We start from the raw sequence: 24,192 nt of genomic DNA, 5'->3' as shown, positions 1-24,192 counted from the left end.
GGTGATTTGGAATCCCTCCGATAATCCGCTCGCCGCTTAAAAGAGAAGAGAGGAACGGATGGCACATCGAAAGCTCCTGCTGCTCTTGGTTTTGATTCCTTTCTTGGCGGGAGCGGCGCCCAGCCCCGAGACGGAGCTCTCGCTTCTTCGCCGCATCGAAGAAGTCTTCTCCTCGGTGGCGGAGCGGGTGAAGCCGGCCGTGGTGAGCATCCGGGCCGAGCGCCTGAGGGTCGCCGCGTCGGCTCCGCGGGAGGGAGAGGGCGAGACGCCGCCCCACCCGGAGATCCCGCGGTTCGCCACCGGCTCGGGCGTCATCATTGATCCGAGGGGTTATATCCTGACCAACAACCATGTCGTGGCGGACGCCGAGACCCTCATCGTCCGCCTGTCCGACAACACGCCCTATCGGGCTGCTGTCGTGGGAACCGATCCTTATACCGACCTCGCGCTCCTTAAGATCGACGTCAACCGGAACCTCCCGGCGGCCACGCTGGGCAACAGCGACAAGGTGAGGGTGGGGCAGTGGGCCATCGCCGTAGGCGATCCATTCGGCATCACCCGGACCTTCACCGTGGGCGTGGTGAGCGGTATCGGCCGGACGGGCGTGGGGGTGGCCCGTTACGAATACTTCATCCAGACCGACGCGGCCATCAACCGGGGGAACAGCGGCGGGCCTCTTTTAAACATCGACGGAGAGGTGATCGGCATCAACACGGCCATCCCCTCGCCTGGAAGCGGCTTGGGCTTCTCTATCCCGATCAACATGGCCAAGGACGTGATCACGCACCTGCGGGACTCGGGCCAGTTCGTGCGGGGCTACCTGGGGGTGACGATCCAGCCCGTGGCAGACGATATGGTACATATTCTCGGTCTTCCGCGCGCTCAGGGCGCCCTGGTGGGCTCGCTCCTGCCTGACGGGCCCGCGAAGAAGGCGGGCATCGAAGTGGGCGACGTTATCGTGGGCCTGGACGGGAAAGAGATCCACGACACTGCCCATCTGCAGCGGCTGGTCGGCTGGACCCCTCCCGGCAAAGCCGTGAAGGTGGATGTGGTCCGAAGCGGCCGGCGCAAGACCATGGATATCACTGTCACCGTCCTGCCCGGGGAGGGCCGTCCCAAACCCGCCGACATCGGCCCGAAAAGCCAGCAGAACGGGGCCTATGGAATGAAGCTGGAGAACCTGACGCCCGAGCTCATGAAGCAGAACCAGCTTGGGTCGCCAGAGGGAGTCCTGGTCCGGGAAGTGGAGTCTGGAAGCCGGGCCTTCCACGACGGGCTCCGGCCCGGAATGGTCATCCGGGAGCTCATCTACCGCTCTCCCCAGGAGGGCGCGCCGCCTGTCCGCTCGGGGGTCCGGAATCTGGAGGATTTGGAGAACTTGCTCCGCCGGCTTCCTGCTGGTGCCGATGTGATCGCGCGCCTAGTGCGCGGCTCCACCCAGGGCGAGCGCTCCTTTTTCACGGTGCTGCATAGCCTTCGCGGCAAATAAAGCCGATATAACCGATTTTTTGCCTGGGCGAGCGCATGTTCCTTGAATTTGAGGCGACGGCTTCTTACATTTGATGCATCGGCCCAGGCATTTTCGGAATCGCGAGTGAAGTTTGCTTTTTCTCATTCGCGAGGGTTTTCGATGGGCCAAAGCGGATTGTTCTGGGCCGCGCTTCTCTCGGCGGGCTTGGTCGGGGCGGCAACCGGCACGGGTGCCTACGTGTTCCTGTATGCGAAAGGCGCCTCCTACCTCACGAACGATCCGGCGGCATGCGCCAACTGCCATGTCATGGCGGAGCAATATTCCGGCTGGCTCGCCTCGAGCCACCGCGCCGTCGCCGTCTGCAACGACTGCCATACGCCGCCGGACCTGGTCGGCAAGTACCAGACCAAGATGCTGAACGGCTGGAATCATTCGGTCGCCTTCACCACCGGCCGCTTCCATGAGCCCATCCAGATCAACGCCCGCAACCTGGACGTGACGGAGAGGGCCTGCCGGAGCTGCCATCAGGAAATCGTGAACGCCATCGCCCACGGCCAGGAGGGGGCGCCCGCCACCGATTGCGTCCGTTGCCACCGGTCGGTGGGGCACCTGCACTAGGCGGGGCGGGAGCCAGAAAAACGAGGGGAGCAAGTCATGCGCGGCAAGCGGCTCGGTTTCATCGTCCTGGCGGTTGTCGTCGCGGCGGCCGCGATGATGGGAGGCCTCGCGCTCCTGGTCAACATCATGGAGCGGAAACAGGAGGCGAGGAATCCCTTCTACCGGGTGGTCGATCTGAACGACACTATTGAGGACCCCGCGGTCTGGGGCAAGAATTTCCCCCTCCAGTACGACCGCTACCTCCGGACCGTGGACCAAGTGCGCACCCGCTACGGGGGCAGCGAGGCGCTGCCGCGTACCCCGTCGAAGGCCGACCCCCGCTCGGTCGTCTCGCAATCCAAGATCGAGGAGGACCCCCGGCTGAAGACCATGTGGGCCGGCTACGCCTTCTCGAGAGATTTCCGGGAGGAGCGCGGCCATGCCTACATGCTCGAGGATCAGACTTTCACCGAGCGCCAGATCGTGGCGAAGCAGCCGGGCGCCTGCGCGCACTGCCACGCCTCGGTCTACGTCCCGTACAAGAAGCTGGGGAACGGGGACCTGATCAAGGGCTTCGAGAAGATGAACCAGATGCCCTACATGGAGGCCCGGAAGCTCCTCAATCACCCCGTGGCCTGCATCGATTGCCACGCTCCCGACACCATGCAGCTCCGCGTTACGCGGCCGGGCTTCATCGAGGGAATCCGCGACCTCAAGGCTTCGCAGGGGATCAAGGACTACGACGTGAACAAGATGGCCACCCGCCAGGAGATGCGCGCCTATGTCTGCGGGCAGTGCCACGTCGAATATTACTTCAAGGGCGCCGAGAAGCGGCTGGTCTATCCCTGGGCGAAAGGCCTGAAAGTCGAAAATATCCAGGCCTACTACGACGAAGCCAAGTTCCGGGACTGGACCCACGCCGACACGGGTGCCCCCACCCTGAAGGCCCAGCACCCCGAGTTCGAGATGTGGAGCCAGGGCATCCATGCCCGCTCGGGTGTAGCCTGCGCCGATTGCCACATGCCCTACGAGCGGGTGGGCGCCCTCAAGATAAGCGACCACCACGTGCGCAGCCCTCTCCTCAACATCAACCGCGCGTGCCAGACCTGCCACAAGTGGTCCGAGAGCGAGCTGAAGAGCCGGGTGGAAGAGATCCAGCAGCGGACCTTCAAGCTCCGGAACATTGCCATGGACGCCCTGATGGCGCTGATCGCGGACATCAAAGCGGCGCGGGCCGGGGGTTTCCAGGGTCCGGCGCTGGCCGAGGCGCAGGATTTCCAGCGCAAGGCCCAGTTCTACCTAGATTTCGTCGAGGCCGAGAATTCCACCGGCTTCCACGCCCCCCAGGAGGCGGCCCGCATCCTGGGCGAGTCCATCGATTTCGCGCGGAAGGGGCAGCTTGCGCTGCGGAAAGGGCCGCAGGCGGCGTCCTCCAACGGCCGGTGACGCGGGAAAGGCGGAGAGCGTGGCACTCGCCTTCCAGGTGGGGTAAGGTAGCCAGCGACCGGTTCCCCCACACAGTCCGCCGCCGAGGAAGCCTTTGAGCCCGACCATCGTCCAAATCGGCCCCTTCGCGCTCCGCTGGTACGGGTTGATGTACGTTCTCGCCGTCGTGGCCGGCGCATGGCTCGTCCACCGCGAGGCCCAGCGCACTCGGCTCCCGATCATCTTCGACGAGATCATGAACTTCGGAATCCTCGTGATGTTCGCCGGCATCGTGGGCGGCCGCATCTACTACGTGGCCTTCAACTGGGATTTCTACGGCCGTCACCCTTGGGAGATCATCCAGATCTGGCACGGCGGCCTCGCCATCCACGGCGGGCTCATCGGCGGAATCCTGGCGGGCTGGCTCTACCTCAGGCGCCGTCCGATCCACATTTGGAAATTCGCCGACGCGGTGGCGCCGGCGATCATGCTCGGGCAGGTGTTCGGCCGCTTCGGCAACTTCATGAACGGGGATGCCCACGGCGTGCCGACCGGCAAGCCGTGGGGCGTGATATTTCCCCCCACGAGCCTCGCGGGGCGGCAGTTCCCAGGCCAGCCCATTCACCCCGTCATGCTCTACGAGCTGGTGCTGAACCTGTTCTTCTTCTTCGTGATGATGCGCCTTCGGTTCAGGCCGCACCGCCCGGGCTTCATTTTCTGCCTCTATTTCATCTTCTACGCGATCAGCCGCGCCGCCGTCACCGGCTTCCGCGCCGACGATCTTTGGCTCGGGCCGGTCCGCGCCCCCTATGTCGCGAGCGCCGTCATGGCCGCCGTCTTCGGCCTCGTCATCTGGCGCTGGCGGCTTTGGGAGGACCCGGAGAAAGCCTAGCCGCGGCACCCGCCGTTCGGCGTTTTATGTAATTTCGGGCGAGCAGCTGAAATCCTCGAGAAGTTTCACGAAAGAGACTTTCCGGTCCATCCGGCCCTCGCCGGGTCCGAGCGGATTGCAATTCCAGCCCTGCTTCCTGAGGGCATCGATCAACAGATGTTGGACGGAGTTGATCCGGATGGCCCATCCGATGCGCGTGGTGCCGATGGTGGCATGGGAAATGCCCACCAGCTCGAGCTTCCCGTCGCGTATGGCGACCACCGGCGTTCCGCTGTCGCCGGGGACAAGCCCGTTGCTCAGCATGAAGGCGTCCACGTCCGCCGGCGCCGTTGCGGAGATGTCGGGGGGCGGCGACAGAGCGCTCACGATGCCCTCCCGGACGTTGACGCCGGAGTTCAGGGGATTTCCGATGACATACACGAAGTTGCCCACCTGCAGCTCGTCGCTGTCGCCGATGGGGAAGGGAAAGGAAGGAAGATCCAGGTTCTTCGGGACCTTGAGCAGCGCCACGTCATGCTTCTTGTCCTTCAGGATGAGCTTGAGCGGATAGGACTTTCCCTGCCACTCCAGGAAAGTCTTCTCCGATACCTTGTCCGGCGCGGGCATCTCGACCGGCCCCGCCGGTGTCATGACTTTCACCTTGTCTTGGCTGAGGGAATGCGCCACGGTCAGGATGAAGCCGTGGCCGAGCACGATTCCGGTTCCTTCAAGGGTGGCCTCTTTCTGCCCCCCGTCCGCTCCTTGGCCCCCGTCCACCGGCTTGAATTCCGTGACCGTCTTCAGCCTCACCATCGCCTCGGAGATGCGTGGCAGGTCCGTCCGCGCTGATTTCAAAAACACAGCGTAATTGTCGTAGCCGCCATCCATCCGAGGAATGAATCTCGCCAGATAAATATTCAAGGCGACGGAAAAACCGAGGATGAAAGTCACGGCTCCCATCAACGTGAGCGTCCCGTACTTGCGGATGGCGCGGAATTTGGCTTTGCGGGAAACGGATGACATTTCCGACCTCATTTTGACAAAGAGAGCGGCGATTGATTTCCATTGGCCTTGCTGGCTTCGGCGTCTTGATTGCTGGGCTTGAATCAGCCGGCTTTGGCAAGAGAGGGGGTGCCGGTTGCTGGGTGTGCCGTTTTCGCCAGATATCCATGTTCGGCGGTTCTGGATGCCCCCTCGCATCCCTAACTATTAATCTAAGCGCGGAGGAAAATCGCGCCATGCGCTTTGATTTTGCCGGGGATTTTATCAGGGACAGGCCCGCGTCTGGAGGATGCAAAAGGCGGGGATACCTTGCATTGAAACGAAGGGTTATCCCGGTTGCTTAATCTGCAGGAGGAAATATTTGTCAGAAGGCCGCGTCCAGCTTCCTTCTGAGGTAGCCGCTCATCAAGTCCACGGCGTTCACCAGAATGAATACGGCCGCGATGAGGGTGACGAGGCGGGATTCGAGAAAAAGAGAGAGCGCGATGTGCATCTGCTGCCCCAGGCCGCCCGCTCCCACGAAGCCCAATACCGCCGCGGCGCGGATGTTCACCTCCCAGCGGTAGAAGGTGTAGGCGACGAGCTGGGACCACGCCTGAGGCAGTGCTCCGTAGAGAAAAGCCGAGGACCGCCGCGCGCCTCCCGCCCTGAGCGCCTCCACCGGTCCCCTCCGGACATTCTCCAGCGTCTCGGCATAAAGTTTTCCGATGACCCCTCCGTTATGAGCGCCCAGAGCCAACACCCCCGCGAAAGGGCCCAGCCCCACGGCGAAGACGAAGATGATGGCCCACACCAGCTCGGGAATCGAGCGCATGAGGTTGAGGGCGGCGCGGGCGGCGAGGTAGGCCGCGCGCCGGCCCATGACTCTTCCCGGGGAGGCGCTTTCCTGCTCCCCGCCCGCTCCGAGGACGTCGTCCGAGGCGGCGAAGTAGAGGAGCAGCGCCGCGATGGCGGCCGCCACCGCCGTTCCCGCCACCGAGATGGCGAAGGTCTCGGCCGTGGCGCGGGCCACCAAAAGGAGGAACTCCGGCGAGCGGTCGGGCGGCCAGAGCCTCGAGATATAGGCCCACATTTGTGTCGCGCTCTCGGCGGTGAAGAAGCCCGCCAGCTCCCCCCGGACGCCGTTGAAGCTCCACAGCACGAGGAGGATGGGAATCCCCCAGGCGGCGAGGACGCCCCATCCGCCAGGCCGGCGGGGGATGGGAGCGCCCATGCCCGGCGCGGCGCTCATGCCAGCTTCCTCCGCAGGCGGGAGCTGATGAAATCCGCGGCCGCGACGAGGAGGGCCAACTCGAGGATGAGCGTGGCCGTCTGGCGGTGCTCGAACATGCGCATGGCAATCTCGATGTGCTGGCCCAGGCCTCCCGCCCCCACGAAGCCCATGATGGCGGCCGCCCGCATCGCGCATTCCCACCGGTAGAGCGCGTAGGAGAGGAACTGGCGGAAGATGGGCGGGATGATCCCGTAGAGGATGACCTTGGGGCGGCTCGCCCCCGCCGCGCGCAGGGCGAGGGCCGGGCGGAGGTCCGCGCTTTCCATGATCTCGGCGAAGACCTTGCCGAGGATGCCGGCGTAGGCCACCCCGAGCGCGAGAATGCCGGCCAGGGGGCCTAATCCCACCGCGCGGACGAAGATGAGGGCCCAGATCAGCTCCGGGATGGAGCGCATGAAGTTGAGGAGGAGCCGCGACAGCCAGTACGGCGCCGCCCGTAGTCTTCGCACCGCCGGGGAAGGCTCGGGATCGCCCTCGAAAAGGGCGCCCCCAAGGTGGAAATTGCCGGCGGCCAGGAGGGCCATCGGGAAACCGACGAGGATGGCCAAGGCCACCCCCGCCGTCGCCAATTGGACGGTTTCGATTACGGGTCCAAGGGAACTGGAGAGGAAATCCCGGTTCAGGTCCGGCGGGAAGAAGGCGGCGGCGAAGCTCCCGATCGCGCGCAGCGCCTCCGGGGAGAGAAGGAGGGCCGGATTCGATTGAGTGTAGGCGAAGCTTCCCAGGAGAATGAGGAGGCCGGCGCCGGTGAGGATTCTGCGCTCCCGGGATGCCCCCGGAGAGGGCGGGACCGCCGCCTGATTCACCTAGGCAGCCCCGGCTGGCCCACCTGAAAGATTTCCTGGAACCACTGGCGAACGTCCGAAGTCAGCTCCTCATCCCCCTCGTAGAGGCTGACGAGGAGGCCCGAGTCCACCTCCTCCACGGGCAGATCGAAGCGGACGCGCCCGTCCCGGACGCCCACGATGCGCCCGAAGTGGCGCAGGGCCAGCGGGACGTCGTGCAGGTTCACGACCAGGGTCTTGCCGTCGCCGGCACACACGCGCCGGAGCAGGCCCACGATGGCGTCGGCGAGGGAGGGATCCACGCTCGCCACGGGCTCGTCCGCGAGGAAGTGGCGGGGGTTCTGGACCAGGGCGCGGGCGATGGCCACGCGCTGCTGCTGGCCTCCACTCAGGCGGTCGGTGCGCTCCCAGAGCTTTTCGAGAATCCCGACCTCGCCCGCCGCCCGGGCCGCCAGGGCGGTTTCGCGCGGCGAAAAAAGGGAGAGCACCGCGCCCGCGAGCGACCAGACGGAGAGCCGCCCGGCCAGGATGTTGTGGACGACGCGAAGGGCCGGAATCAAATGGTGCTGCTGGTAAACCGTGGCCGTGCGGGCCCGCAGTTTTCGTAAGCCGCTTTGCGAGAGGGAAGTGGGGTCGGTTCCGTCCACGCGAAGCGCCCCTTCGTCCGGGCGCAGGGAGAGGTTCAGGAGGCGCATGAGGGTGGTCTTGCCCGCTCCGCTCGGGCCGATGATCGCCACCGCTTCACCCGGGCGTATTTCGAGATCCACGCCCTGGAGCGCTTCCGTCCAGCCGCCGCCGGCACGGCGGAAGCGCTTGGAGACACCGTTGAGTTCAAATGCCAGGTTCAATCCACACCTCGCGAAAAAAACCGGCGGGGAGGGCCCGTCCCCGCAAGTGGAAGGCTACTTCAACAGCTTGGCATTCCGGGCGGCCTCTTCGATGCTGTCGTAGTCGCCCGGCCTGGCCGGAATGTATTTCTTCGCCCCCTGGAGATCGAGAATCTTTCGGTCCTCCGGCTTGGCGTAGTTGAGCTTGAGGAAGGCATCCCTGATTTTTTTCCGGAACTCGGGAGCCAGGCCGCCCCGGACTGTCCAGTTGTAGTCATGGTAGGGCGGAGTGGTGTAGAAGATGGTCACTTTCTTCGTGTCCACCAGCTTTCCGGCCATCATCTTCTCCCACACTTGCTCGTTCAGTGCTCCAGCGTCCACCTTGCCCTCCTGGACCCATTTGACGGTGGCGTCGTGGGCGCCGCTGAAGCTGAACTTGGCGAAATCCTTCTCGGGGGAGATTCCCTCCTTCAGGAGGAAGAAACGGGGCATGAGGTGGCCCGAGGTGCTGCTCACGCTCCCGAAGGCGAACGTCTTGCCCTTCAGGTCCTTGAGGCTCTTGATGCCCCCGCCCGCGCGGGTGATGAAGTAGCTCTTGAACACGGCGTCGCGGTCGCGCATGACGAGGGGCACCGCATCCCCGTTTGTCCGGATGCGGGCTTGAACGTAGGTGAAGCCCCCATACCAGACCATGTCCACCTTCTTCGCGGCCAGGGCCTCGACTGTGGCGGCGTAGTTGACGAGAGGGGTGAATTTCACCGGGACGCCCAGTTCCTTGGAGAGGTAGCTGGCGATGGGCTCGAAGATGCGGATGAGCTTGGTCGGGGCTTCGTCCGGGATGGCCGAAATATGGAAAGTTCCAGCCCCGAACGCCGGTGTCAGGGCGAAACAGGAACAGGCCAGCACAAGCCCAAGAAACGCATTGATTTTTTGTCGCATTCGCCTCATTTCCTAAGAAAAAGGCGGGAAAAGCGTGAACATCTTCCCATAGCCGGCCCTGCGTTGGCATTGATGTTTCCGATGCCTGCAAGAAGTATTTTCTATGCATTGGCTCTGGCTGTCAACTCTTATCAGACCGCAAAGCGTCCCCTTGAAGAAGAGCGAACAGGAGGAGAAAGCCTAAGGCCAGGCGCCGGCGCGGCCTAAAACAGGACCAAGCAGTCCGCGCGCCTTGCGCAATCCAGGCGGTGCCGATACCATCCGCCGGGTTTCCGGCCATTCCGCATTTCATTCATTCATCGGCGCCCGCCGGCTCAATCGCGCGGGGGAGGAATGCAAGGCATGGACTTTTCGCTCACCGAAGAACAGTTGGCGCTCCAGAGGCTGGCCCATGAGTTCGCCGAGCGGGAGATCCGGCCCGTTGCGAAAGTGCTCGATCAGACGAAGGATCCTCACAAGCGCTTCCCCTGGGATATCTTGGAGAAGGGCAGCCGCGCGGGGCTGCGCACCTTGGCGTTGCCCGAGGCGATGGGCGGGGCGGGGGCGGACGTCCTGACCCTCTGTCTGGTAGGGGAAGAATTGGCCTGGGGCGACCTGGGCGTGGCCGTCACCTTCGACCAGACCTGGAAGATCACCCACCTCCTCGAGCGTCTCACCAACGAGGAGCAGCGCGCCCGCTACCTGCCGCGCTTCCTCGAGGATCACCGCTTCCATCTTGCGGTCGCCATGACGGAGCCATCGGGCGGGACCGACAACATTCTTCCCTTCGACAGCCCCTCCGCGGGCGTCCGCACCACCGCCGTACGGAATGGGAACGACTGGGTGGTGAACGGCACCAAACACTTCATTTCGAACGGAGGCATCGCCAAGCTTTACTTCCTGGCCGCCCGGACCGATCCCTCCAAGGGCGTGAGCGAGGGCCTCACTTACTTCATCGTCACCCCCGACATGGCCGGCTTCTCCATCGGTGCAATCCACGACAAGATGGGCCAACGGCTCTCCCTGAACGCAGAGCTTATCTTCCAGAACTGCCGCGTGCCGGACGCGAACCGGGTGACGGCCGTGAACGAGGCGATGAAGGCCCGGCGGCGGTTCGTCCGGGGCTCCAACATCGAGGCGGCCGCCACCGTGCTCGGCACCGCCCGGGCCGCCTACGAGGACGCCCTGGAATACGCCCGCAACCGGGTCCAGGGCGGCAAGCCCATCATCGAGCACCAGGCGGTGGGCTTCATGCTCTGCGACTGCTTCGCCGAGTACGAGGCCAGCCGCCGGCTCCTCCACTACGCGGCCTGGACCGCCGGCCAGGACAGCCTCTACGATCCCAAGATGGGCTTCATGACCAAGTGCTTTGTCTCGGAGGCGTCCTTCCGCATCGCCACCCGCGCCCTTGAAGTCTGGGGCGGGATGGGCTACATGACCGAGGCCCCGATGGAGAAGTACCTGCGCGACGTGACGAGCTTCCTGCACTCGGACGGCACCAACCAAGCCATGCGCATCCGGTCCATGAACTTTCTCTGAGAGGTGAACATGCCCGGCCTCAAGATCCGCGCCCTCGAGGCGAAGCGGCTCAAGATCCCCCTGGCCAAGCCTTTCTCGAGCTCGCTGGGAGTGTACAAGCACGTGGACTGCCTCGCCGTCCTCATCCACACCGAGGGCGGGCCCTCGGGGACGGGATACACCACCGTGCTGGGCGGGGAGGGTGGGGCAGCCATGACGGTCTACGCCCGGGACGAGTTCGCCCCCCTGGCCTTGGGCCAGGACGCCCTGGCTCCCGAAGCCTTGTGGCACCGGTTGTGGGCCCCCAACAAGGCGCGGCTGCGGGCCGGGCTGGGCGTGTATGCCCTCTCGGCGGTGGACATCGCCGCCTGGGACATCGTGGGCAAGGCGGCGGGGCTCCCCCTGAACCGCCTCTTTGGCGGCCACCGCCAGAGCGTGCCCGCCTACGGCAGCGGCGGCTGGCACACCCTCACCGATGCCGAGCTCCTGGACGAAGCGCAGGGGAGTGCCGAGAAGGGGATGAGCGGCTACAAGCTCAAGATCGGCACTCCGCGCGATCGGGAGCGCATCTCCATGCTTCGCAGGGAAATGGGGGACAAGTTCACCCTCTACGCGGACGCCAACCAGAAGTACAACGTGCGCGAGGCGGTCGAGGTGTCCCGGATGCTGGCTGATCTGGGCGTGGCCTGGATGGAGGAGCCGGTCATCGCCGATTCCCTGGACGATCTGGCCGAAGTCGCGCGCAAGAGCCACGTGCCTGTCGCGGCGGGCGAGAACGCCTACATGCGGTGGGGGTTCCGGGAGATGTGCGAGCGCCGCGCCGCCGCGTACCTCCAGCCCGATGTGGGCCGGTGCGGCGGGATCACGGAGCTCATGAAGGTGCTTCACCTGGCCGATGCCTACAACCTGCCGGTGGCCACCCACCTGGCGCATGACGTCTCGGCCGGGCCGGTCGCGGCGTCGCCGGCCGGCGCCATGGTGGAGTACATGGAGCTCTTCCCGCCGGGCACGCTCACCCGGGAGTTCAAGCTGGAGAAGGGGAGCCTTCGCGTCCCGGATGTGCCGGGGCACGGGGTGGAGTTCACGCCCGAGGCATTCAAGCGTTTCGGGGCGGACTGAGGCGATCAACCGACCGGCGCCCAGGCGCCGGCCCATCGATGGGAGTCATGCCATGAGGCTTCTGACCTACGACTACCGGGGACTGCGCCGCGTGGGGGTCTGCGTGGGGGAGAAGGTCGCCCATCTCTCGCGCATCGCGGGCATCCTGGGCCAGCCGGACCTGGCCGTCGGCTCCATGCGCGAGCTGATCGAGAGATGGGACAAACTCGGGCCCCGCGTGCGGGCCCTTGTGGCCGAGGCGGAGAAGAGGGCGAAGGACAAGGACATCGCCCCGGTCCTGATGGACCCGGAGAGTGTCACCTTCCTGCCTCCGGTCCCTGACCCTCCGAAGCACGTGCTCTGCATGGGGCTCAACTACAAAGACCACGTGGAGGAGGGCCTCAAGGCCAAAGATGTGCAGACCCAAGCAATGGGAACGGATCTGCCCATCTTCTTCACTAAGGCGCCGGCTACCCTTATTGGCCACAAAGCGGGCATTCCCAAGCACGCCTGCACGGCGAAGCTCGATTACGAGGCCGAGTTGGTGGTGATCATCGGTAAGCGGGGCCGGGATATTCCCGAGCCGAGGGTGAACGACCACATTTTCGGCTACTGCTGCGGGAATGACATCTCGGCGCGCGATCTCCAGCGCGCCCACAAGCAGATCTTCAAGGGCAAGACGCTGGACGGCTCCTGCCCGCTCGGCCCCTATATCGTCCCAAAGGAAGACGTGAAGGACCCGGCCAACCTCCGGATCCGGAGCTTCGTGAACGGCGAGCCACGCCAGGACTCGAACACGAACAAGATGATCCACAGCGTTCCGGCCATGCTCTCCTCCCTCTCGAAGGGTTTCACCCTGGAGCCGGGGGACCTCTTCATGACGGGCACCCCCTCGGGCGTCGGTTACGCCCGCGCGACACCCGCTTTCCTCAAGGCGGGGGACGTGGTGGAAATCGAGGTGGAGGGGCTGGGCAAGCTCGTGAACCCCGTGGTGGCGGCCTGAGCCTGGGAGGCCGCAAGGACCAGAGGCTTGTGGAAGGGCGAGGCAGGACATCCAACAGGAGGCTGGAATGCCGGAAGAGCAGCCGATAGACCCCGCCGCCATTCGACGGGGGGATACGCAGTATGGCGAGGGTTACACGGAGGCATTGTTCAAGAGGCTTAACAAGGTTGATGCCCATTTCTCCCACCTGATGCAGAAGTTCGTGCACGGCGGGCTCTACGACCGCGACGTAATTCCCCACAAGACGCGCGAACTGTGCGCCATCGCGGCGCTCTGCACCTCGGGGCGCTTCGCCCAGCTCCGCTCCCACTTCACGGCCGCCCGCAGCTATGGGGCGAAGGACGTGGAGATCCTCGAAGTCCTCATCCAGATGAGCACTTACGCGGGCATCCCCGCGGTGCTCGAGGCCATCAAGGTCTATCAGGGCTGGGTGGAACAGGGATACTCTATGTCCGGCTACGGGACCGGCGAGAAGTGAGGCCATGAGCCCGGGACGGTCCCGGGGGCTGGAGGGAAAAACCGCCCTCGTCACCGGCGCGGGCGGCGGCATCGGCCGGGGCATCGCCCGTTGCCTGGCCGAGGAGGGGATGGCCCTCGTCCTGGCGGACATCTCCCTGGCGGGCGCCGAGGCCGCCGCGGCGGAGATCGAAGGGCAGGGGGGGCGCGCCATCGCCCTCGGGCTCGATGTCACGGACGGCGCGGCGTGCCGGGCGGCGGTCGAGGAGGCGCGCCGGGAGCTGGGCGGCCTTCATGTGCTGGTCAATAACGCCGGGGTCATCGGAAGCCCTGGGCTCAAGCTGGGGCTGCCCCTCGCCGACCTCACGGAGGCGGACTGGGACGCGGCATACGAGGTGAACGTGAAAGGAGTGTTCCTCCCCTGCCAGGCAGCGCTTCCTCACCTCCAGGAGCAGCGCTGGGGCCGCATCATCAATATCGCCTCCCGTGCCGGCAGGTACGGCACGCCCGCCATCCCCCACTACAGCGCGAGCAAGGCCGCCGTCATCATCTTCACTCAGGCGCTCGCCCGGGAGGCGGCGCCGCACGGCGTGACGGTGAACGCCGTCTGCCCCGGTCTCATCTGGAGCCCCATGTGGGAGCGCCTGGCAGAGCTCTACCGGGCCAAGCTCCCCGCGCTCTCCGGCATGAAGCCGCGGGAGATTTTCGAGCATTTCGTGGCCCAAACCCCCCTCCGCCTTGAGCAGACTCCCGAGGATATCGGCCGCTCGGTCGCCTTCCTCGCCAGCGAGGATGCCCGGACCATCACCGGTCAGGCCCTTTTGGTGGATTCGGGGGCGGTTATGCATTGATTATGAAAATTCTGAAAAAATAACCTTGGCCTTGACAAGTAAGGTAAAGACCTGATAGGTTCGCATTTGAAGCTAAAAAAAGCCCAATTTAAAGCAACTTTGAAGTAATCCGCCGAAATGGGGACGCGGATGTAACGCATCGAGGCCCTCCCTGTAATTCTGCAACAATGGGGGTAGAAGTGGCCGGCAAGAAATACACCATCATGGTCATCCCCAGCCACGACAGCGGGGCGAGGCGGTTCGCCATTTCCCGTGTGGCGGTGGTTCTGGCATTCCTCCTGATCCTTTCCCTTCTGGGCACCAGCAGCTACCTCATATACGACCGAGTCACCCTCGAGCATAGCCTCTCCCGCCTGGAGCCCCTGCAGGAGCGCGTGCAGGCCCAGCGCAGCGTGCTGGAGCGGATGGGCGAGCGCGTGCGGGAGATGGACCAGAATCTCGTCCGCCTGCGGAAGCTCGAGGAGCAACTCCGCATCATGGCCTCGCTCAAGCCAGCGGAGCGCGGGACCGACCTGGGCGTCGGCGGCGTGAACCGTACCGATCTGCTGGACAGGATGGACAAGCTGCCCGAGAACGAGAAGCTGGTCGTGGGCCGCCTGAGCCGGCAGTTCCTGGACATGGAGCGGCGCGCCACGGTTCAGGAGGACGCTTTTAAGGAAATCATCGGGGTATTCCGGGACAAGCGCGTCCTCCTGGCGCACACGCCCTCCATCCTGCCGACCAAGGGCTGGGTCACCTCCGTTTTCGGGCAGCGCCGTTCCGTCTTCACCGGCGGGTCGGAGTTCCACGCGGGCCTCGATATCGTGGCCCGCGTAGGCACCCCCATCACGGCCCCCGCCGACGGCGTCGTCATCACCTCGGGGCGCGAGTCCGGCTACGGGAACATCGTCGAAATCCGCCACATGCAGGGCATCGTCACCCGGTACGCCCATAACCACCGGAACCTCGTCCGGGTCGGGCAGAAGGTCCGCCGGGGCGACGCAATCTCCGAGGTGGGCAGCACAGGCCGCTCGACGGGACCCCACCTCCACTATGAAGTCCGCCTGAACGGCGTGGCGGTGAACCCGTTGCTCTACATCGTGGAGGAAGTGGTTTTCCGGAGATAACCGCAAGCGCTGAGGATTTCCGCCCCATCCCTTTCCGTCCCCCCCTCCGCATGGTAATCTGGCGGGCTGAATTTGCCGCGCTTCGCGGTGTTTTGCGCGGTGAAGCCGCCGTTTCGGAGTCTTGAATGGCCGTTGTCCAATCCGTCGTCTCCGCCATGAAGTCGGTCTTCGGGACCGCCAACGATCGGCTCCTCAAGCGCATCCGGCCCAGGGTGGAGGCCATCAACGCGCTGGAGTCCCGCGTTCAGGCGATGCCGGATGCTGAGCTCAAGGCGCAGACCGCCCGGTTCCGCGAGCGCTTGGCCGCCGGCGAGACCGAGGACGACATTCTCCCCGAGGCCTTCGCCGTGGCGCGGGAGGCCGGCCGGCGCTTCCTGCGCATGCGCCACTTCGATGTCCAGCTCATTGGCGGCATCGTCCTTCACATGGGCCGCATCTCCGAGATGAAGACGGGCGAGGGAAAGACCCTCGTGGCCACCCTCGCCGCCTACCTGAACGCGCTGTCCGGCAAGGGCGTCCACATCGTCACCGTGAACGATTACCTGGCGCGGCGCGACGCCGCGTGGATGGGACCCCTTTACGAGGGGCTGGGTCTCACAGTCGGCTGCATCCAGCACGAGATGGACGACTTCGCGCGACGGGCAGCGTATGGAGCCGACATCACTTACGGGACCAACAACGAATTCGGCTTCGATTACCTGCGAGACAACATGAAGTTCGAGCCGGGGTCCCTCGTTCAGCACGGCCTGAACTACGCCATCGTGGATGAGGTGGACAGCATCCTCATCGACGAGGCGCGCACCCCCCTCATCATCAGCGGGCCGGCCGAGGAGGCCACCCGCCTGTACGCTGTCATCAACCGCCTCATCCAGCCCCTCCTGCGCGAGGCGCCGCGCGGCGCCGAGGACGAGCCGCCGGAGGCCGGGGAGGCGGCGGACGGCTACAAGGAGGGGAAGGACGCCATCAGCAAGAAGAAGTACGAGTTCCTGATCGTGGACGAGAAGAGCCGCACGGTGGGCCTGCGCGAGAAGGGCGTGCTCGAGGCCGAGCGGCTGCTCGGCCGGGCGGGAGTCCTCTCCAACGGCCAGGGGCTCTACGACATGGGGAGTATCACCGTGCTCCACCACGTCGAGCAGGCCCTGCGGGCGCACGCCCTGTTCACGCGGGACATCGACTACGTGGTGAAAGACGGCCAGGTCATCATCGTGGACGAATTCACCGGGCGGCTCATGCCCGGCCGCCGCTACAGCGACGGCTTGCACCAGGCGCTGGAGGCGAAGGAAGGGGTGAAGATCCAGGAGGAGAACATCACTCTCGCCACCATCACCTTCCAAAACTATTTCCGGCTTTACAAGAAACTGGCCGGCATGACGGGTACCGCCGACACCGAGGCCGCCGAGTTCAACCAGACCTACAAGCTCGACGTGGCCGTCATTCCGACCAACCGGGACCTGATCCGCACCGAGTATCCCGATCTCGTCTACCGCACCGAACGCGAGAAGCTGGAGGCCGTGGTGGAGGAGATTGCCGACTGGTACAAGAAGGGCCGGCCGGTCCTGGTGGGCACCGTCAGCATCGAAAAAAGCGAGAAGCTCGCGGCCCATCTCAAGCGGCGCGGCATTCCGCACCACGTCCTCAACGCGAAGAACCACGAGCGCGAGGCGGAGATCATCGCCCAGGCCGGGCGGAAGAAGGCCATCACCATTTCCACGAACATGGCGGGCCGCGGCACCGACATCCTCCTGGGAGGCAATCCCGAATTCCTCGCCGCGGCCGCGGCAAACGCGAGCGAAGGGGCGGAGTTCGACGCCGCCATCGAGGAATTCCGCGCCCAGTGCGCCACCGAGCATGATGAGGTCGTGGCCCTGGGCGGCCTCCACGTGCTGGGGACCGAGCGGCACGAGAGCCGCCGGATCGACAACCAGCTCCGGGGCCGGGCGGGCCGCCAGGGCGACCCGGGCAGCTCGCGCTTCTATCTCTCCCTCGAGGACGACCTTCTCCGCATCTTCGGGTCCGATCGCATCAAGGGCATCATGGAAAAGCTCGGGATGGAGGAGGGCGTCCCCATCGAGGCCCGGATGGTCACCCGCGCCATTGAGAACGCCCAGAAGCGCGTCGAGGCGCATCACTTCGAGATGCGCAAGCATCTTCTGGAGTACGACGATGTCCTGAACAAGCAGCGCGAGGTCATCTACACCTTGCGGCGCGACATCCTGGAAGGAAAAGATATCGCCGACCGCACCGAGGACATGGCCGCCGGCTTGCTCGACGGGCTCCTGGACCTCCACCTTCCGGAGGCGGTGCACTTCGAGGAGTGGGACCTCCCAGCTTTCGCGGCGGCCTTCGAGCGGCAGTTCGGGGTCCCGGTCAAGATCGAGGGATACAAGCTCATTTTCGAGAAACAGGGCGCCGCGATCGATCTGGAGGACGAGCCCCGGGACGCGGTGGCCGAGCGGCTCCAGGAGCTCATCAAGGCGGTATTCAAGGCGAAGTACGGCCATTTCGACGAGAAGGTGGTCCAGGATCTCGAACGGATTGTCTACATCCAGGTGCTCGACGCCCAGTGGAAGGAGCACCTGACCAGCATCGAGCACCTGAAAGAGGGCATCGGCCTGCGCGGCTACGCCCAGGTGAATCCGCTCAACGAGTATAAGAAGGAGGCCTTCGCGCTCTTCGAGGCCCTGAACGACCGCATCGACTCCGAGGCCATCCAGTACCTCTACCGGCTGGACGTCTCCGAGGAGCGCGTCCAGATCGAGGAACCGGAGCCCAAGCAGGAGCTCATCTACACCCACTCGAACGCCTCCGGGTTCAGCGGCGACACCGACAACGGCGCGCTCGCCGAGCCCGTCCGCCGCAAGACGCCCAAGGTGGGACGCAACGATCCATGCCCATGCGGCAGCGGAAAAAAGTACAAGCACTGCCACGGCCGGTGAGCCGCCTGGGAGCCCTCGCGGGGGCGGCATTCCTGGGAGTTCTGCTCCTTGCGGGCTGCGGCGGGACGGATGCGCCTGCCTCCTCCAGGGGGGCCGAGGGCGGCGGCCCCCCTGGCGGTTTCGTCGTGGCGGGGGTGGTGCGGGAGACGGGCGGGTTCCCCATCGGCGGGGTTCCCGTCCAGGTCCTCGCCGTCCCCCGGTCCCTGCCGCCCGACCCCCGGCTGGACCGGCAGGGCCTTGAGCCCCTCGCCGAGACCCGCACGGCGGCGGACGGAACCTACCGGCTCTCTTTTCCGCTCCGGACCGGCTCGGCCCGCTACTACCTCAGCTTCTTTGCCCCAGGCTTCGACGAAGTGCGCTACGCCCGGCCCGACCGGGTGGAGTTCACCTCCCATGTGAGGCCGGGCGGGCACTGGGTGTTCGACCTGCGGATCCCCTTCCACGGAGGCTGGTCCAAGGTGCAGGAGGTCCTCAAGGCCTACTCCAAGGACTCCGATAAGGCCCGGGTCATCCGAGGGTACGGCATCGCAGAGGAGGTGCGCGTCAAGCCGGGCGAGCCGGGCGCGGAGGTCTGGTGGTACTATTCGAGGGGAAAGAGCTTCACTTTCCGGGGAGACGCGCTCGAGGGCGAGACCACCTTCGCCCCCGTCCTTAAGTAAAATCTTTCTCGCGCAGGAGGGCGCCGCCGTGCAGTTCGGCCTCATGCTCCGGGGCCAGTTCCCTCTGGGCGACGACATGCGCCTCCGCCTTCAGGAGATGATGGAGCAGGTCCGCACGGCCCAGGCGCTCGGCTATGACTCCATCACCAAGGGACAGCACTTCAGCGGCCATCCCTTCCAGGGCCCCCAGCAGCTCCCCTTCCTCGCGATGGTGGCGGCGGTGGCGCCGGGCCTCAGGCTGAACGCGGGCATCCTCCTCCTCTCCCTCCACAAGCCCCTCGACCTGGCCGAAACCTTGGCCACCATCGACGTGGCCTCGGGCGGCAAGCTCATCTTCGGGATCGGTCTGGGCTACCGGGAGGTGGAGTTCCGCGCCTTCGGCACCACCCAATCCGAGCGGGTGCCGCGCATGGTGGAGAACCTCGAGGCCATCAAGCGGCTCTGGGCGGAGGAGAAAGTCACGATGAAGGGCTCGCACTTCGAGCTCATCGAGGCCTCCTGCCCCATCAAGCCCCTTCAGAAGCCCCATCCGCCCGTCTGGGTGGGGGCGAACTCCGACCCGGGCATCCGCCGCGCCGCGGAGATCGGGGACTGCTGGTACATCAACCCGCACAACCGCATGGACACCATCGAGCGCCAGCTCGACATCTACAGGAAGGAGCTCGACCGGCTGGGCAAGCCCTTCCCGAAGGAACTCCCCATGCGGCGCGAGGCCTTCGTGGCCCGCACCCGGGAGGAGGCGATGCGCCTCTGCCGGCCTTACCTCGAGACGAAGTACAAGTCATACCACGAGTGGGGGCAGGGCCGGGCCATGCCCAAGGAGGACAACAAGCTGGACCAGGAGTTCAACGCGCTCCTGGAGGAGAGGTTCATCATCGGCTCGCCGGACGAAGTGGCCGAGCAGATTGTCCGCTTGAACCGGCTCCTCGGCGTGAACCACCTCATCATGAGTACCCAGTGGCCCGGGATGCCCCAGGGCCTGGCGCTCGACACCATGCACCTCTTTGCCGGGGAGGTGTTCCCCAAGGTGAGGCGGGCGGTCAAGGCGTAAGCGGAAAGAGATTTCGAAACTTGGCGCGACGAGAGAGGATTCCCCATGGAAACCCCGCCATCTGCCGCGAGCGAGCGGATCTGCCGCTTCGCCGAGACCCTCCGCTACGAGGCGATTCCCCCTGATGTGGTGGAGAAGGTGAAGCTCCTGGCGCTCGACGTAATCGGCATCGCTCTGGCTGCTCATTCCACCCCGGTCGACGCCCCCCTCCGCGCCGCCGCCCGCGCCCTGACGGGCCGTCCCAAGGGGGAGGAGGGAGGCGATCTGGGGCCTGCAAGCGCCGTGGGGGAGAAGCGGCGAATGCCCGCCGCGGGCGCCGCTCTGCTGAATGGCGCCCTGGGCCATGCCCTGGATTTCGACGATACCCACACCCTCTCGGTCATCCACACCGCCGCTCCCGTCATCCCCGCCGCCCTCGCGGGGGCGGAGGCCTTCGGGAAGAGCGGACGAGAGATGCTCCGCGCCGCTGTCGCCGGCTTCGAGAGCGAGATCCGCATCGGCCTCGCCGCCCCGGGCCGATTTCACGCCCGAGGGTTCCACATGACGGCCATCGCCGGGACGTTCGGCGCCGCCCTGGCCTACGGCCTCCTGGCCGGGCTGGACGGCAGGCGGCTCGTCTCGGCCCTCGGCATTTGTGGGAGCATGGCAGCCGGGCTGTTCGAGTACCTGGAGGACGGCAGCCCCGTCAAAGCCCTTCACCCGGGGTGGGCGGCCCATGCGGGCATCGCGGCGGCGGCGCTGGCGGAAGGGGGTTTCGGCGGCCCGCCCACCGTCATCGAGGGGCGTTTCGGCCTCCTCCGGAGCCATCTCGAGGGAGAGGCGTTCGATGCCGCGGCCGTGGCCTCAGGACTCGGCGAGCGCTGGGAGACCCTGGCCACCGCCTTCAAGCCCTACCCCTGCGGCCACGTCATCCACGCCTTCCTGGACGCCGCCCTCCGGGTCCAGCGCGAGAGAGGCTTCGCCCCGGAGGCGATCACTTCCATCCTCTGCCACGCCGCTCCAGGCGCCATCGCGCTGGTGCTGGAGCCCGCGGAGGCGAAGTGCCGCCCCCGCACCGAGTACGACGCCAAGTTCTCGCTCCCCTATTGCCTGGGGAGCGTCCTCGTGCGGGGCCGGTGCGGGGTGGGGGAGTTCGAGGGGGAAGCGATCCACGATCCCCGCGTCCTGGAGGTGGCCTCCAAAGTCTCCTACCGGCGGGAGGATGGGTTCGATTTTCCGCGCTTTCTCTCCGGCCGGGTGGAAATCCGCCTGAAAGACGGGAGCACCTTCGCCGCCGAGGAGAAGTATCAGCGCGGCTGCCCCGAAAATCCCCTTTCGGTGGAGGATTTGAAGTTCAAATTCCTTGACAACGCCTGCCGCAGTCTTTCCCGCCCCAGGGCCGAGGCGCTGGCGGAGGCCATTCTCGGGCTCGACTCGCTCGCGAGCGTCGAGCCCGTCGCCGGGATCCTGCGGAACGCTTGAGGGCCCCGCGGCCCGCCGCGTCTCAACCCCCGTTCACGTCCTCGATCACGGTCACGAAGTCCGGGATGATCCGGAAGCGGATCTCCTCGCCCACGTCCACCCGCAGGTTGGGATGGGCGTGGATGGTGAGGCGCTGGCCCAGCCCCGGCTCCTGCAGCAGCTCCACCACCAGGGTGATGTACTGGCCGCCGTAGGCGATGTGGGCCACCCGGGCGCGGAAGGGGCCCCCGGGATCGATGGTGAAGCTCTCGGGCCGGATGGAGATGAAGGCGTCGGTCCCGAAGTCCAGGTCCCGCATGGAAAGGCAGGGGACGGGGCCGATGGAGGTCATCACCTCGTCGTAGCCCGACTCCAGGATGATCCCGGGCAGGATGTTCGTCTGCCCGACGAAGCGGGCCACGTACTCTGTCGCGGGAAACTGGTAGACCTCGCGCGGGGTCCCGATCTGCTCGATTCTTCCCTTGTTCATTACGATGATCCGGTCCGAGACGGCTAGGGCGTCCCGCTCGTCGTGGGAGACGATGAGGGAGGTCTGCCCGCTCCGGCGCAGGATGCCCACGAGCTCGTCGCGCACTTGGCTGCGAAGCCGTGCGTCCAGGGCGCTGAAGGGCTCGTCGAGGAGAAGTACCTCGGGGCGCGGGGCGAGGGCCCGGGCGAGGGCCACGCGCTGCTGCTGGCCGCCCGAGAGCTGGTGGGGGTAGCGCTCCTCAAGCCCCGTCAGGTTCACCTGGGCGAGTACCTCCCGCACCCGCGCGAGCCGCTCGATGCGGCCGAGGTGCTGGAGGCCGAAGGCGACGTTCTGGGCCACCGTCTTGTGGGGGAAGAGGGCGTGGTCCTGGAACACCATGCCCACGCCGCGCTTCTCAGGCGGCACCCACCGGCGCCCGCCCGCCACGGAGCGGCCCGCCAGGATGATCTCGCCCTCGTCGGGCCGGTCGAGGCCCGCGATGAGCCGGAGGGTCGTGGTCTTTCCGCAGCCAGAGGGGCCGAGGATGGAGAATACCTGGCCTTTCAGGAGAAAGAAGGATATCCGGCTGACCGCGTCCTCCGTGGCGTCCGGGAAGCGCTTGGTGACGCCGGAGAGCTCCAGGATGGTTTCCCTCACCGGGCGGCCTCCGCCTGCGGCGGGGTGCCCGGCACCGAGCCGCGCGTGGGGTCGCCGAAATCCCCGCTCCTTGGGGCGCTCCGGATGGTGGCGCTCAGGAGGATGACCGGCAGGATTCCCGAGGCGACGATGGTCAGGGCGCCCAGGGCGGATTCCTCCAGCAGCCCCCGCGAGGCGTACTGATGGACGTAGGTCGCCAGCGTCTCGTAGTTGAAGGGCCGGAGGATGAGCGTCATCGGCAGCTCCTTCATGCCGTCGACGAAGACCAGGATGCCCGCCGCGAGCAGGCTTCCCCGGATGAGGGGCAGGTGGACCCCGAGGAGCGTCCGGAAGGGGCCGTGGCCCAGGGTGCGGGCCACGCCTTCCATGCCGGGGGTGATCTTGGCGAGGCTCGCCCGGGAGGCGCCGTGTGATAGCGCCAAGAAGCGCACCAGATAGCCATATACGACGGCGGTGATGGAGCCCGTCAGCAGGTATCCGGCGGAGGCGCCGGTCATGCCCCGCCAGAGGGCGTCGAGCGCCGCGTCGAGCCGGGACAGCGGGATCAGGACGCCGATGGCCAGCACGGCCCCCGGGACGGCGTAGCCGGTGCTGGCGAACTGCGCGGCGGCCCGCACGGCCTTGCCGCCTCCCACCCGGGCGCCGTAGGCCATGAAGAGGCCGGCGGCGACGGCGGCGACGGCGCTCACGGCGGAGAGCAAAAGACTGTTCCAGGCGTAGGCGAGGTAGTTCCCCGAAAATATCTGGTCGGAGTACCTCAGCGCATAGCGGAGAAGGACCCCGGCCGGGAGCAGGAAGCCCAGGAGGATCGGGACGAAGCAGGCGGCCGAGGCGAGCAGTCTCCTCTTCCCCTGGAGGGGCTGCCGCGAAACGGCGCGGTACTTCGAACCCGTCTGATAGAAGCGCTGGTTGCGCCGGGCCCAGCGCTCCGTCCCGATGAGGGCCAGGACGAAGGCGAGGGCCACCAGGGCGAGCTGAGCCGCGCCGGAGACGCTGTTCATGTTCAGCCATACGTCGAAGATGCCGAGGGTAAACGTCTGGACGGCGAAGAAGTCCACCGTGCCGTAGTCGTTCAAGGTCTCCATGAGGGCCAAGCTGACGCCCACCACGATGGCCGGGCGGGCCATGGGCAGCGCCACCGTGAGGAAGCTCCGCCAGGGGCCGCAGCCCAAGGTGCGGCTGGCTTCCAGGAGGCTCAGGGATTGTTCCGCGAAGGCGGCGCGGGCCAGGAGATAGACGTAGGGATAGAGGACGAGGGTCATCATGGCGATGGCTCCGCCCAGGGAACGGATCTCGGGGAACCAGTAGTCGCGCCCGCTCGTCCAGCCGAAGAGGGTCCGGAGGAAAACCTGCGCCGGCCCCGCGTACTCCAGGAGATCCGTGTAGACGTAGGCGATGATGTAGGCCGGCATGGCCATGGGAAGGAGGAGGGCCCACTCGAAGAGCCTCCGGCCGGGGAACTGGTGGAGGCTCACCAGCCACGCGGCAGCCGTCCCGATGAAGAGGGTGCCGAGGCCCACCCCGAGCATCAGGGACAGGGTGGTGCGGACGTAGCGGGCGAGGACGGTCGCGAGGAGGTGCTCCCAGATTCCCCCGCTGGGGGAGAGGGCCATGAGAAGCACGAAGAAAAGAGGCGCGGCGACGACCGCCGCAATGAGGGCGGCGCCCGCCGTCCAGAGGTCGAGGTGGAAGCCGCGGCGGAGGGTCCGCCCGGCGGAGCGGAAGGATTCAGTCGCCGTGACCATTCCTTGTCCGCCGCCTCCGTCCGGGCGAAAACCG

At 66.0% G+C, this 24,192-nt stretch carries 21 protein-coding genes; 14 read left to right on the top strand and 7 right to left on the bottom strand.

The annotated features are described in order from the left end of the window. Positions 1 to 58: 58 nt before the first annotated feature. From HYZ11_17760 to lgt, 4 genes are all read left to right on the top strand, one after another. Entirely contained in the window at positions 59 to 1,489 is a 1,431-nt protein-coding gene (locus tag HYZ11_17760) for a trypsin-like peptidase domain-containing protein (GenBank protein MBI3129458.1), read from the top strand. A 141-nt stretch (positions 1,490 to 1,630) separates the two neighbouring features. Continuing rightward, on the top strand, positions 1,631 to 2,089 hold the full coding sequence (gene nrfH / locus HYZ11_17755) for a cytochrome c nitrite reductase small subunit (protein MBI3129457.1): 459 nt from the start codon (positions 1,631 to 1,633) through the stop codon (positions 2,087 to 2,089). Positions 2,090 to 2,125: 36 nt separating this feature from the next. Further along, on the top strand, positions 2,126 to 3,514 hold the full coding sequence (locus HYZ11_17750) for an ammonia-forming cytochrome c nitrite reductase subunit c552 (GenBank protein MBI3129456.1): 1,389 nt from the start codon (positions 2,126 to 2,128) through the stop codon (positions 3,512 to 3,514). Between the two features lie 94 nt (positions 3,515 to 3,608). Continuing rightward, positions 3,609 to 4,385, top strand: coding sequence for a prolipoprotein diacylglyceryl transferase (lgt, locus tag HYZ11_17745; protein MBI3129455.1), 777 nt, complete (start codon positions 3,609 to 3,611; stop codon positions 4,383 to 4,385). Positions 4,386 to 4,409: 24 nt separating this feature from the next. On the opposite strand, the gene HYZ11_17740 is transcribed toward lgt, so the two are convergent. The 5 genes from HYZ11_17740 to HYZ11_17720 all read right to left on the bottom strand — a co-directional run bounded on the left by HYZ11_17740 (position 4,410) and on the right by HYZ11_17720 (position 9,190). Next, positions 4,410 to 5,564, bottom strand: coding sequence for a trypsin-like peptidase domain-containing protein (locus HYZ11_17740; GenBank protein ID MBI3129454.1), 1,155 nt, complete (start codon positions 5,562 to 5,564; stop codon positions 4,410 to 4,412). A gap of 166 nt (positions 5,565 to 5,730) precedes the next feature. Continuing rightward, a complete protein-coding gene (locus HYZ11_17735; protein ID MBI3129453.1) occupies positions 5,731 to 6,579 on the bottom strand; it encodes an ABC transporter permease subunit in 849 nt (282 codons plus the stop codon). 14 nt (positions 6,580 to 6,593) lie between these two features. Continuing rightward, positions 6,594 to 7,445, bottom strand: coding sequence for a phosphate/phosphonate ABC transporter permease (locus HYZ11_17730; protein ID MBI3129452.1), 852 nt, complete (start codon positions 7,443 to 7,445; stop codon positions 6,594 to 6,596). Next, on the bottom strand, positions 7,442 to 8,266 hold the full coding sequence (locus HYZ11_17725; GenBank protein ID MBI3129451.1) for a phosphonate ABC transporter ATP-binding protein: 825 nt from the start codon (positions 8,264 to 8,266) through the stop codon (positions 7,442 to 7,444). Before HYZ11_17725 ends, HYZ11_17730 begins: the two co-directional genes overlap by 4 nt. Positions 8,267 to 8,326: 60 nt before the next feature. Continuing rightward, a complete protein-coding gene (locus HYZ11_17720; GenBank protein ID MBI3129450.1) occupies positions 8,327 to 9,190 on the bottom strand; it encodes a putative selenate ABC transporter substrate-binding protein in 864 nt (287 codons plus the stop codon). 342 nt (positions 9,191 to 9,532) lie between these two features. On the opposite strand from HYZ11_17720, the gene HYZ11_17715 reads away from it, so the two are divergent. From HYZ11_17715 to HYZ11_17670, 10 genes are all read left to right on the top strand, one after another. Continuing rightward, on the top strand, positions 9,533 to 10,708 hold the full coding sequence (locus HYZ11_17715; GenBank protein MBI3129449.1) for an acyl-CoA dehydrogenase family protein: 1,176 nt from the start codon (positions 9,533 to 9,535) through the stop codon (positions 10,706 to 10,708). Between the two features lie 9 nt (positions 10,709 to 10,717). After that, complete coding sequence (locus tag HYZ11_17710; protein MBI3129448.1) at positions 10,718 to 11,806, top strand: mandelate racemase/muconate lactonizing enzyme family protein; 1,089 nt, start codon at positions 10,718 to 10,720, stop codon at positions 11,804 to 11,806. 52 nt (positions 11,807 to 11,858) lie between these two features. Beyond that, the gene (locus tag HYZ11_17705) at positions 11,859 to 12,788 is read left to right on the top strand and encodes a fumarylacetoacetate hydrolase family protein (GenBank protein MBI3129447.1); all 930 of its coding nucleotides are present in this window, start codon (positions 11,859 to 11,861) and stop codon (positions 12,786 to 12,788) included. Positions 12,789 to 12,855: 67 nt separating this feature from the next. Next, a complete protein-coding gene (locus tag HYZ11_17700; protein MBI3129446.1) occupies positions 12,856 to 13,266 on the top strand; it encodes a carboxymuconolactone decarboxylase family protein in 411 nt (136 codons plus the stop codon). 4 nt (positions 13,267 to 13,270) lie between these two features. Continuing rightward, a complete protein-coding gene (locus tag HYZ11_17695) occupies positions 13,271 to 14,095 on the top strand; it encodes an SDR family oxidoreductase (GenBank protein MBI3129445.1) in 825 nt (274 codons plus the stop codon). A gap of 404 nt (positions 14,096 to 14,499) precedes the next feature. Next, on the top strand, positions 14,500 to 15,201 hold the full coding sequence (locus tag HYZ11_17690) for a M23 family metallopeptidase (protein MBI3129444.1): 702 nt from the start codon (positions 14,500 to 14,502) through the stop codon (positions 15,199 to 15,201). 125 nt (positions 15,202 to 15,326) lie between these two features. Further along, positions 15,327 to 18,137, top strand: coding sequence for a preprotein translocase subunit SecA (gene secA / locus HYZ11_17685; GenBank protein ID MBI3129443.1), 2,811 nt, complete (start codon positions 15,327 to 15,329; stop codon positions 18,135 to 18,137). A gap of 125 nt (positions 18,138 to 18,262) precedes the next feature. Next, the gene (locus tag HYZ11_17680; protein MBI3129442.1) at positions 18,263 to 18,796 is read left to right on the top strand and encodes a carboxypeptidase regulatory-like domain-containing protein; all 534 of its coding nucleotides are present in this window, start codon (positions 18,263 to 18,265) and stop codon (positions 18,794 to 18,796) included. 28 nt (positions 18,797 to 18,824) lie between these two features. Continuing rightward, positions 18,825 to 19,847, top strand: a complete 1,023-nt coding sequence (locus HYZ11_17675; GenBank protein MBI3129441.1) for an LLM class flavin-dependent oxidoreductase — start codon at positions 18,825 to 18,827, stop codon at positions 19,845 to 19,847. A gap of 45 nt (positions 19,848 to 19,892) precedes the next feature. After that, on the top strand, positions 19,893 to 21,308 hold the full coding sequence (locus HYZ11_17670) for an MmgE/PrpD family protein (protein MBI3129440.1): 1,416 nt from the start codon (positions 19,893 to 19,895) through the stop codon (positions 21,306 to 21,308). A gap of 22 nt (positions 21,309 to 21,330) precedes the next feature. On the opposite strand, the gene HYZ11_17665 is transcribed toward HYZ11_17670, so the two are convergent. Both HYZ11_17665 and HYZ11_17660 read right to left on the bottom strand, forming a co-directional pair. Continuing rightward, the gene (locus tag HYZ11_17665; GenBank protein ID MBI3129439.1) at positions 21,331 to 22,413 is read right to left on the bottom strand and encodes an ABC transporter ATP-binding protein; all 1,083 of its coding nucleotides are present in this window, start codon (positions 22,411 to 22,413) and stop codon (positions 21,331 to 21,333) included. Beyond that, positions 22,410 to 24,158: an iron ABC transporter permease gene (locus HYZ11_17660; GenBank protein ID MBI3129438.1), complete on the bottom strand. Its 1,749-nt coding sequence runs from the start codon at positions 24,156 to 24,158 to the stop codon at positions 22,410 to 22,412. The genes HYZ11_17665 and HYZ11_17660 overlap by 4 nt, the downstream gene beginning before the upstream one ends. Between the last annotated feature and the right edge of the window lie 34 nt (positions 24,159 to 24,192).

This window comes from Candidatus Tectomicrobia bacterium (genome assembly GCA_016192135.1).
Classification (GTDB): domain Bacteria; phylum UBA8248; class UBA8248; order UBA8248; family UBA8248; genus 2-12-FULL-69-37.
Note: the sequence above shows the minus strand (reverse complement) of the source record. Positions and strands in the feature narration are given on the sequence as shown.

Excerpts from the sequence above, each read along its gene's own strand:
- HYZ11_17760 (MBI3129458.1), top strand. The coding sequence starts at position 59 with ATGGCACATCGAAAGCTCCTGCTGCTCTTGGTTTTGATTCCTTTCTTG.
- nrfH (MBI3129457.1), top strand. The coding sequence starts at position 1,631 with ATGGGCCAAAGCGGATTGTTCTGGGCCGCGCTTCTCTCGGCGGGCTTG.
- HYZ11_17750 (MBI3129456.1), top strand. The coding sequence starts at position 2,126 with ATGCGCGGCAAGCGGCTCGGTTTCATCGTCCTGGCGGTTGTCGTCGCG.
- HYZ11_17740 (MBI3129454.1), bottom strand. The coding sequence starts at position 5,564 with ATGCGAGGGGGCATCCAGAACCGCCGAACATGGATATCTGGCGAAAAC.
- HYZ11_17735 (MBI3129453.1), bottom strand. The coding sequence starts at position 6,579 with ATGGGCGCTCCCATCCCCCGCCGGCCTGGCGGATGGGGCGTCCTCGCC.
- HYZ11_17720 (MBI3129450.1), bottom strand. The coding sequence starts at position 9,190 with ATGCGACAAAAAATCAATGCGTTTCTTGGGCTTGTGCTGGCCTGTTCC.
- HYZ11_17715 (MBI3129449.1), top strand. The coding sequence starts at position 9,533 with ATGGACTTTTCGCTCACCGAAGAACAGTTGGCGCTCCAGAGGCTGGCC.
- HYZ11_17710 (MBI3129448.1), top strand. The coding sequence starts at position 10,718 with ATGCCCGGCCTCAAGATCCGCGCCCTCGAGGCGAAGCGGCTCAAGATC.
- HYZ11_17705 (MBI3129447.1), top strand. The coding sequence starts at position 11,859 with ATGAGGCTTCTGACCTACGACTACCGGGGACTGCGCCGCGTGGGGGTC.
- HYZ11_17700 (MBI3129446.1), top strand. The coding sequence starts at position 12,856 with ATGCCGGAAGAGCAGCCGATAGACCCCGCCGCCATTCGACGGGGGGAT.
- HYZ11_17695 (MBI3129445.1), top strand. The coding sequence starts at position 13,271 with ATGAGCCCGGGACGGTCCCGGGGGCTGGAGGGAAAAACCGCCCTCGTC.
- HYZ11_17690 (MBI3129444.1), top strand. The coding sequence starts at position 14,500 with ATGGGCGAGCGCGTGCGGGAGATGGACCAGAATCTCGTCCGCCTGCGG.
- secA (MBI3129443.1), top strand. The coding sequence starts at position 15,327 with ATGGCCGTTGTCCAATCCGTCGTCTCCGCCATGAAGTCGGTCTTCGGG.
- HYZ11_17670 (MBI3129440.1), top strand. The coding sequence starts at position 19,893 with ATGGAAACCCCGCCATCTGCCGCGAGCGAGCGGATCTGCCGCTTCGCC.
- HYZ11_17660 (MBI3129438.1), bottom strand. The coding sequence starts at position 24,158 with ATGGTCACGGCGACTGAATCCTTCCGCTCCGCCGGGCGGACCCTCCGC.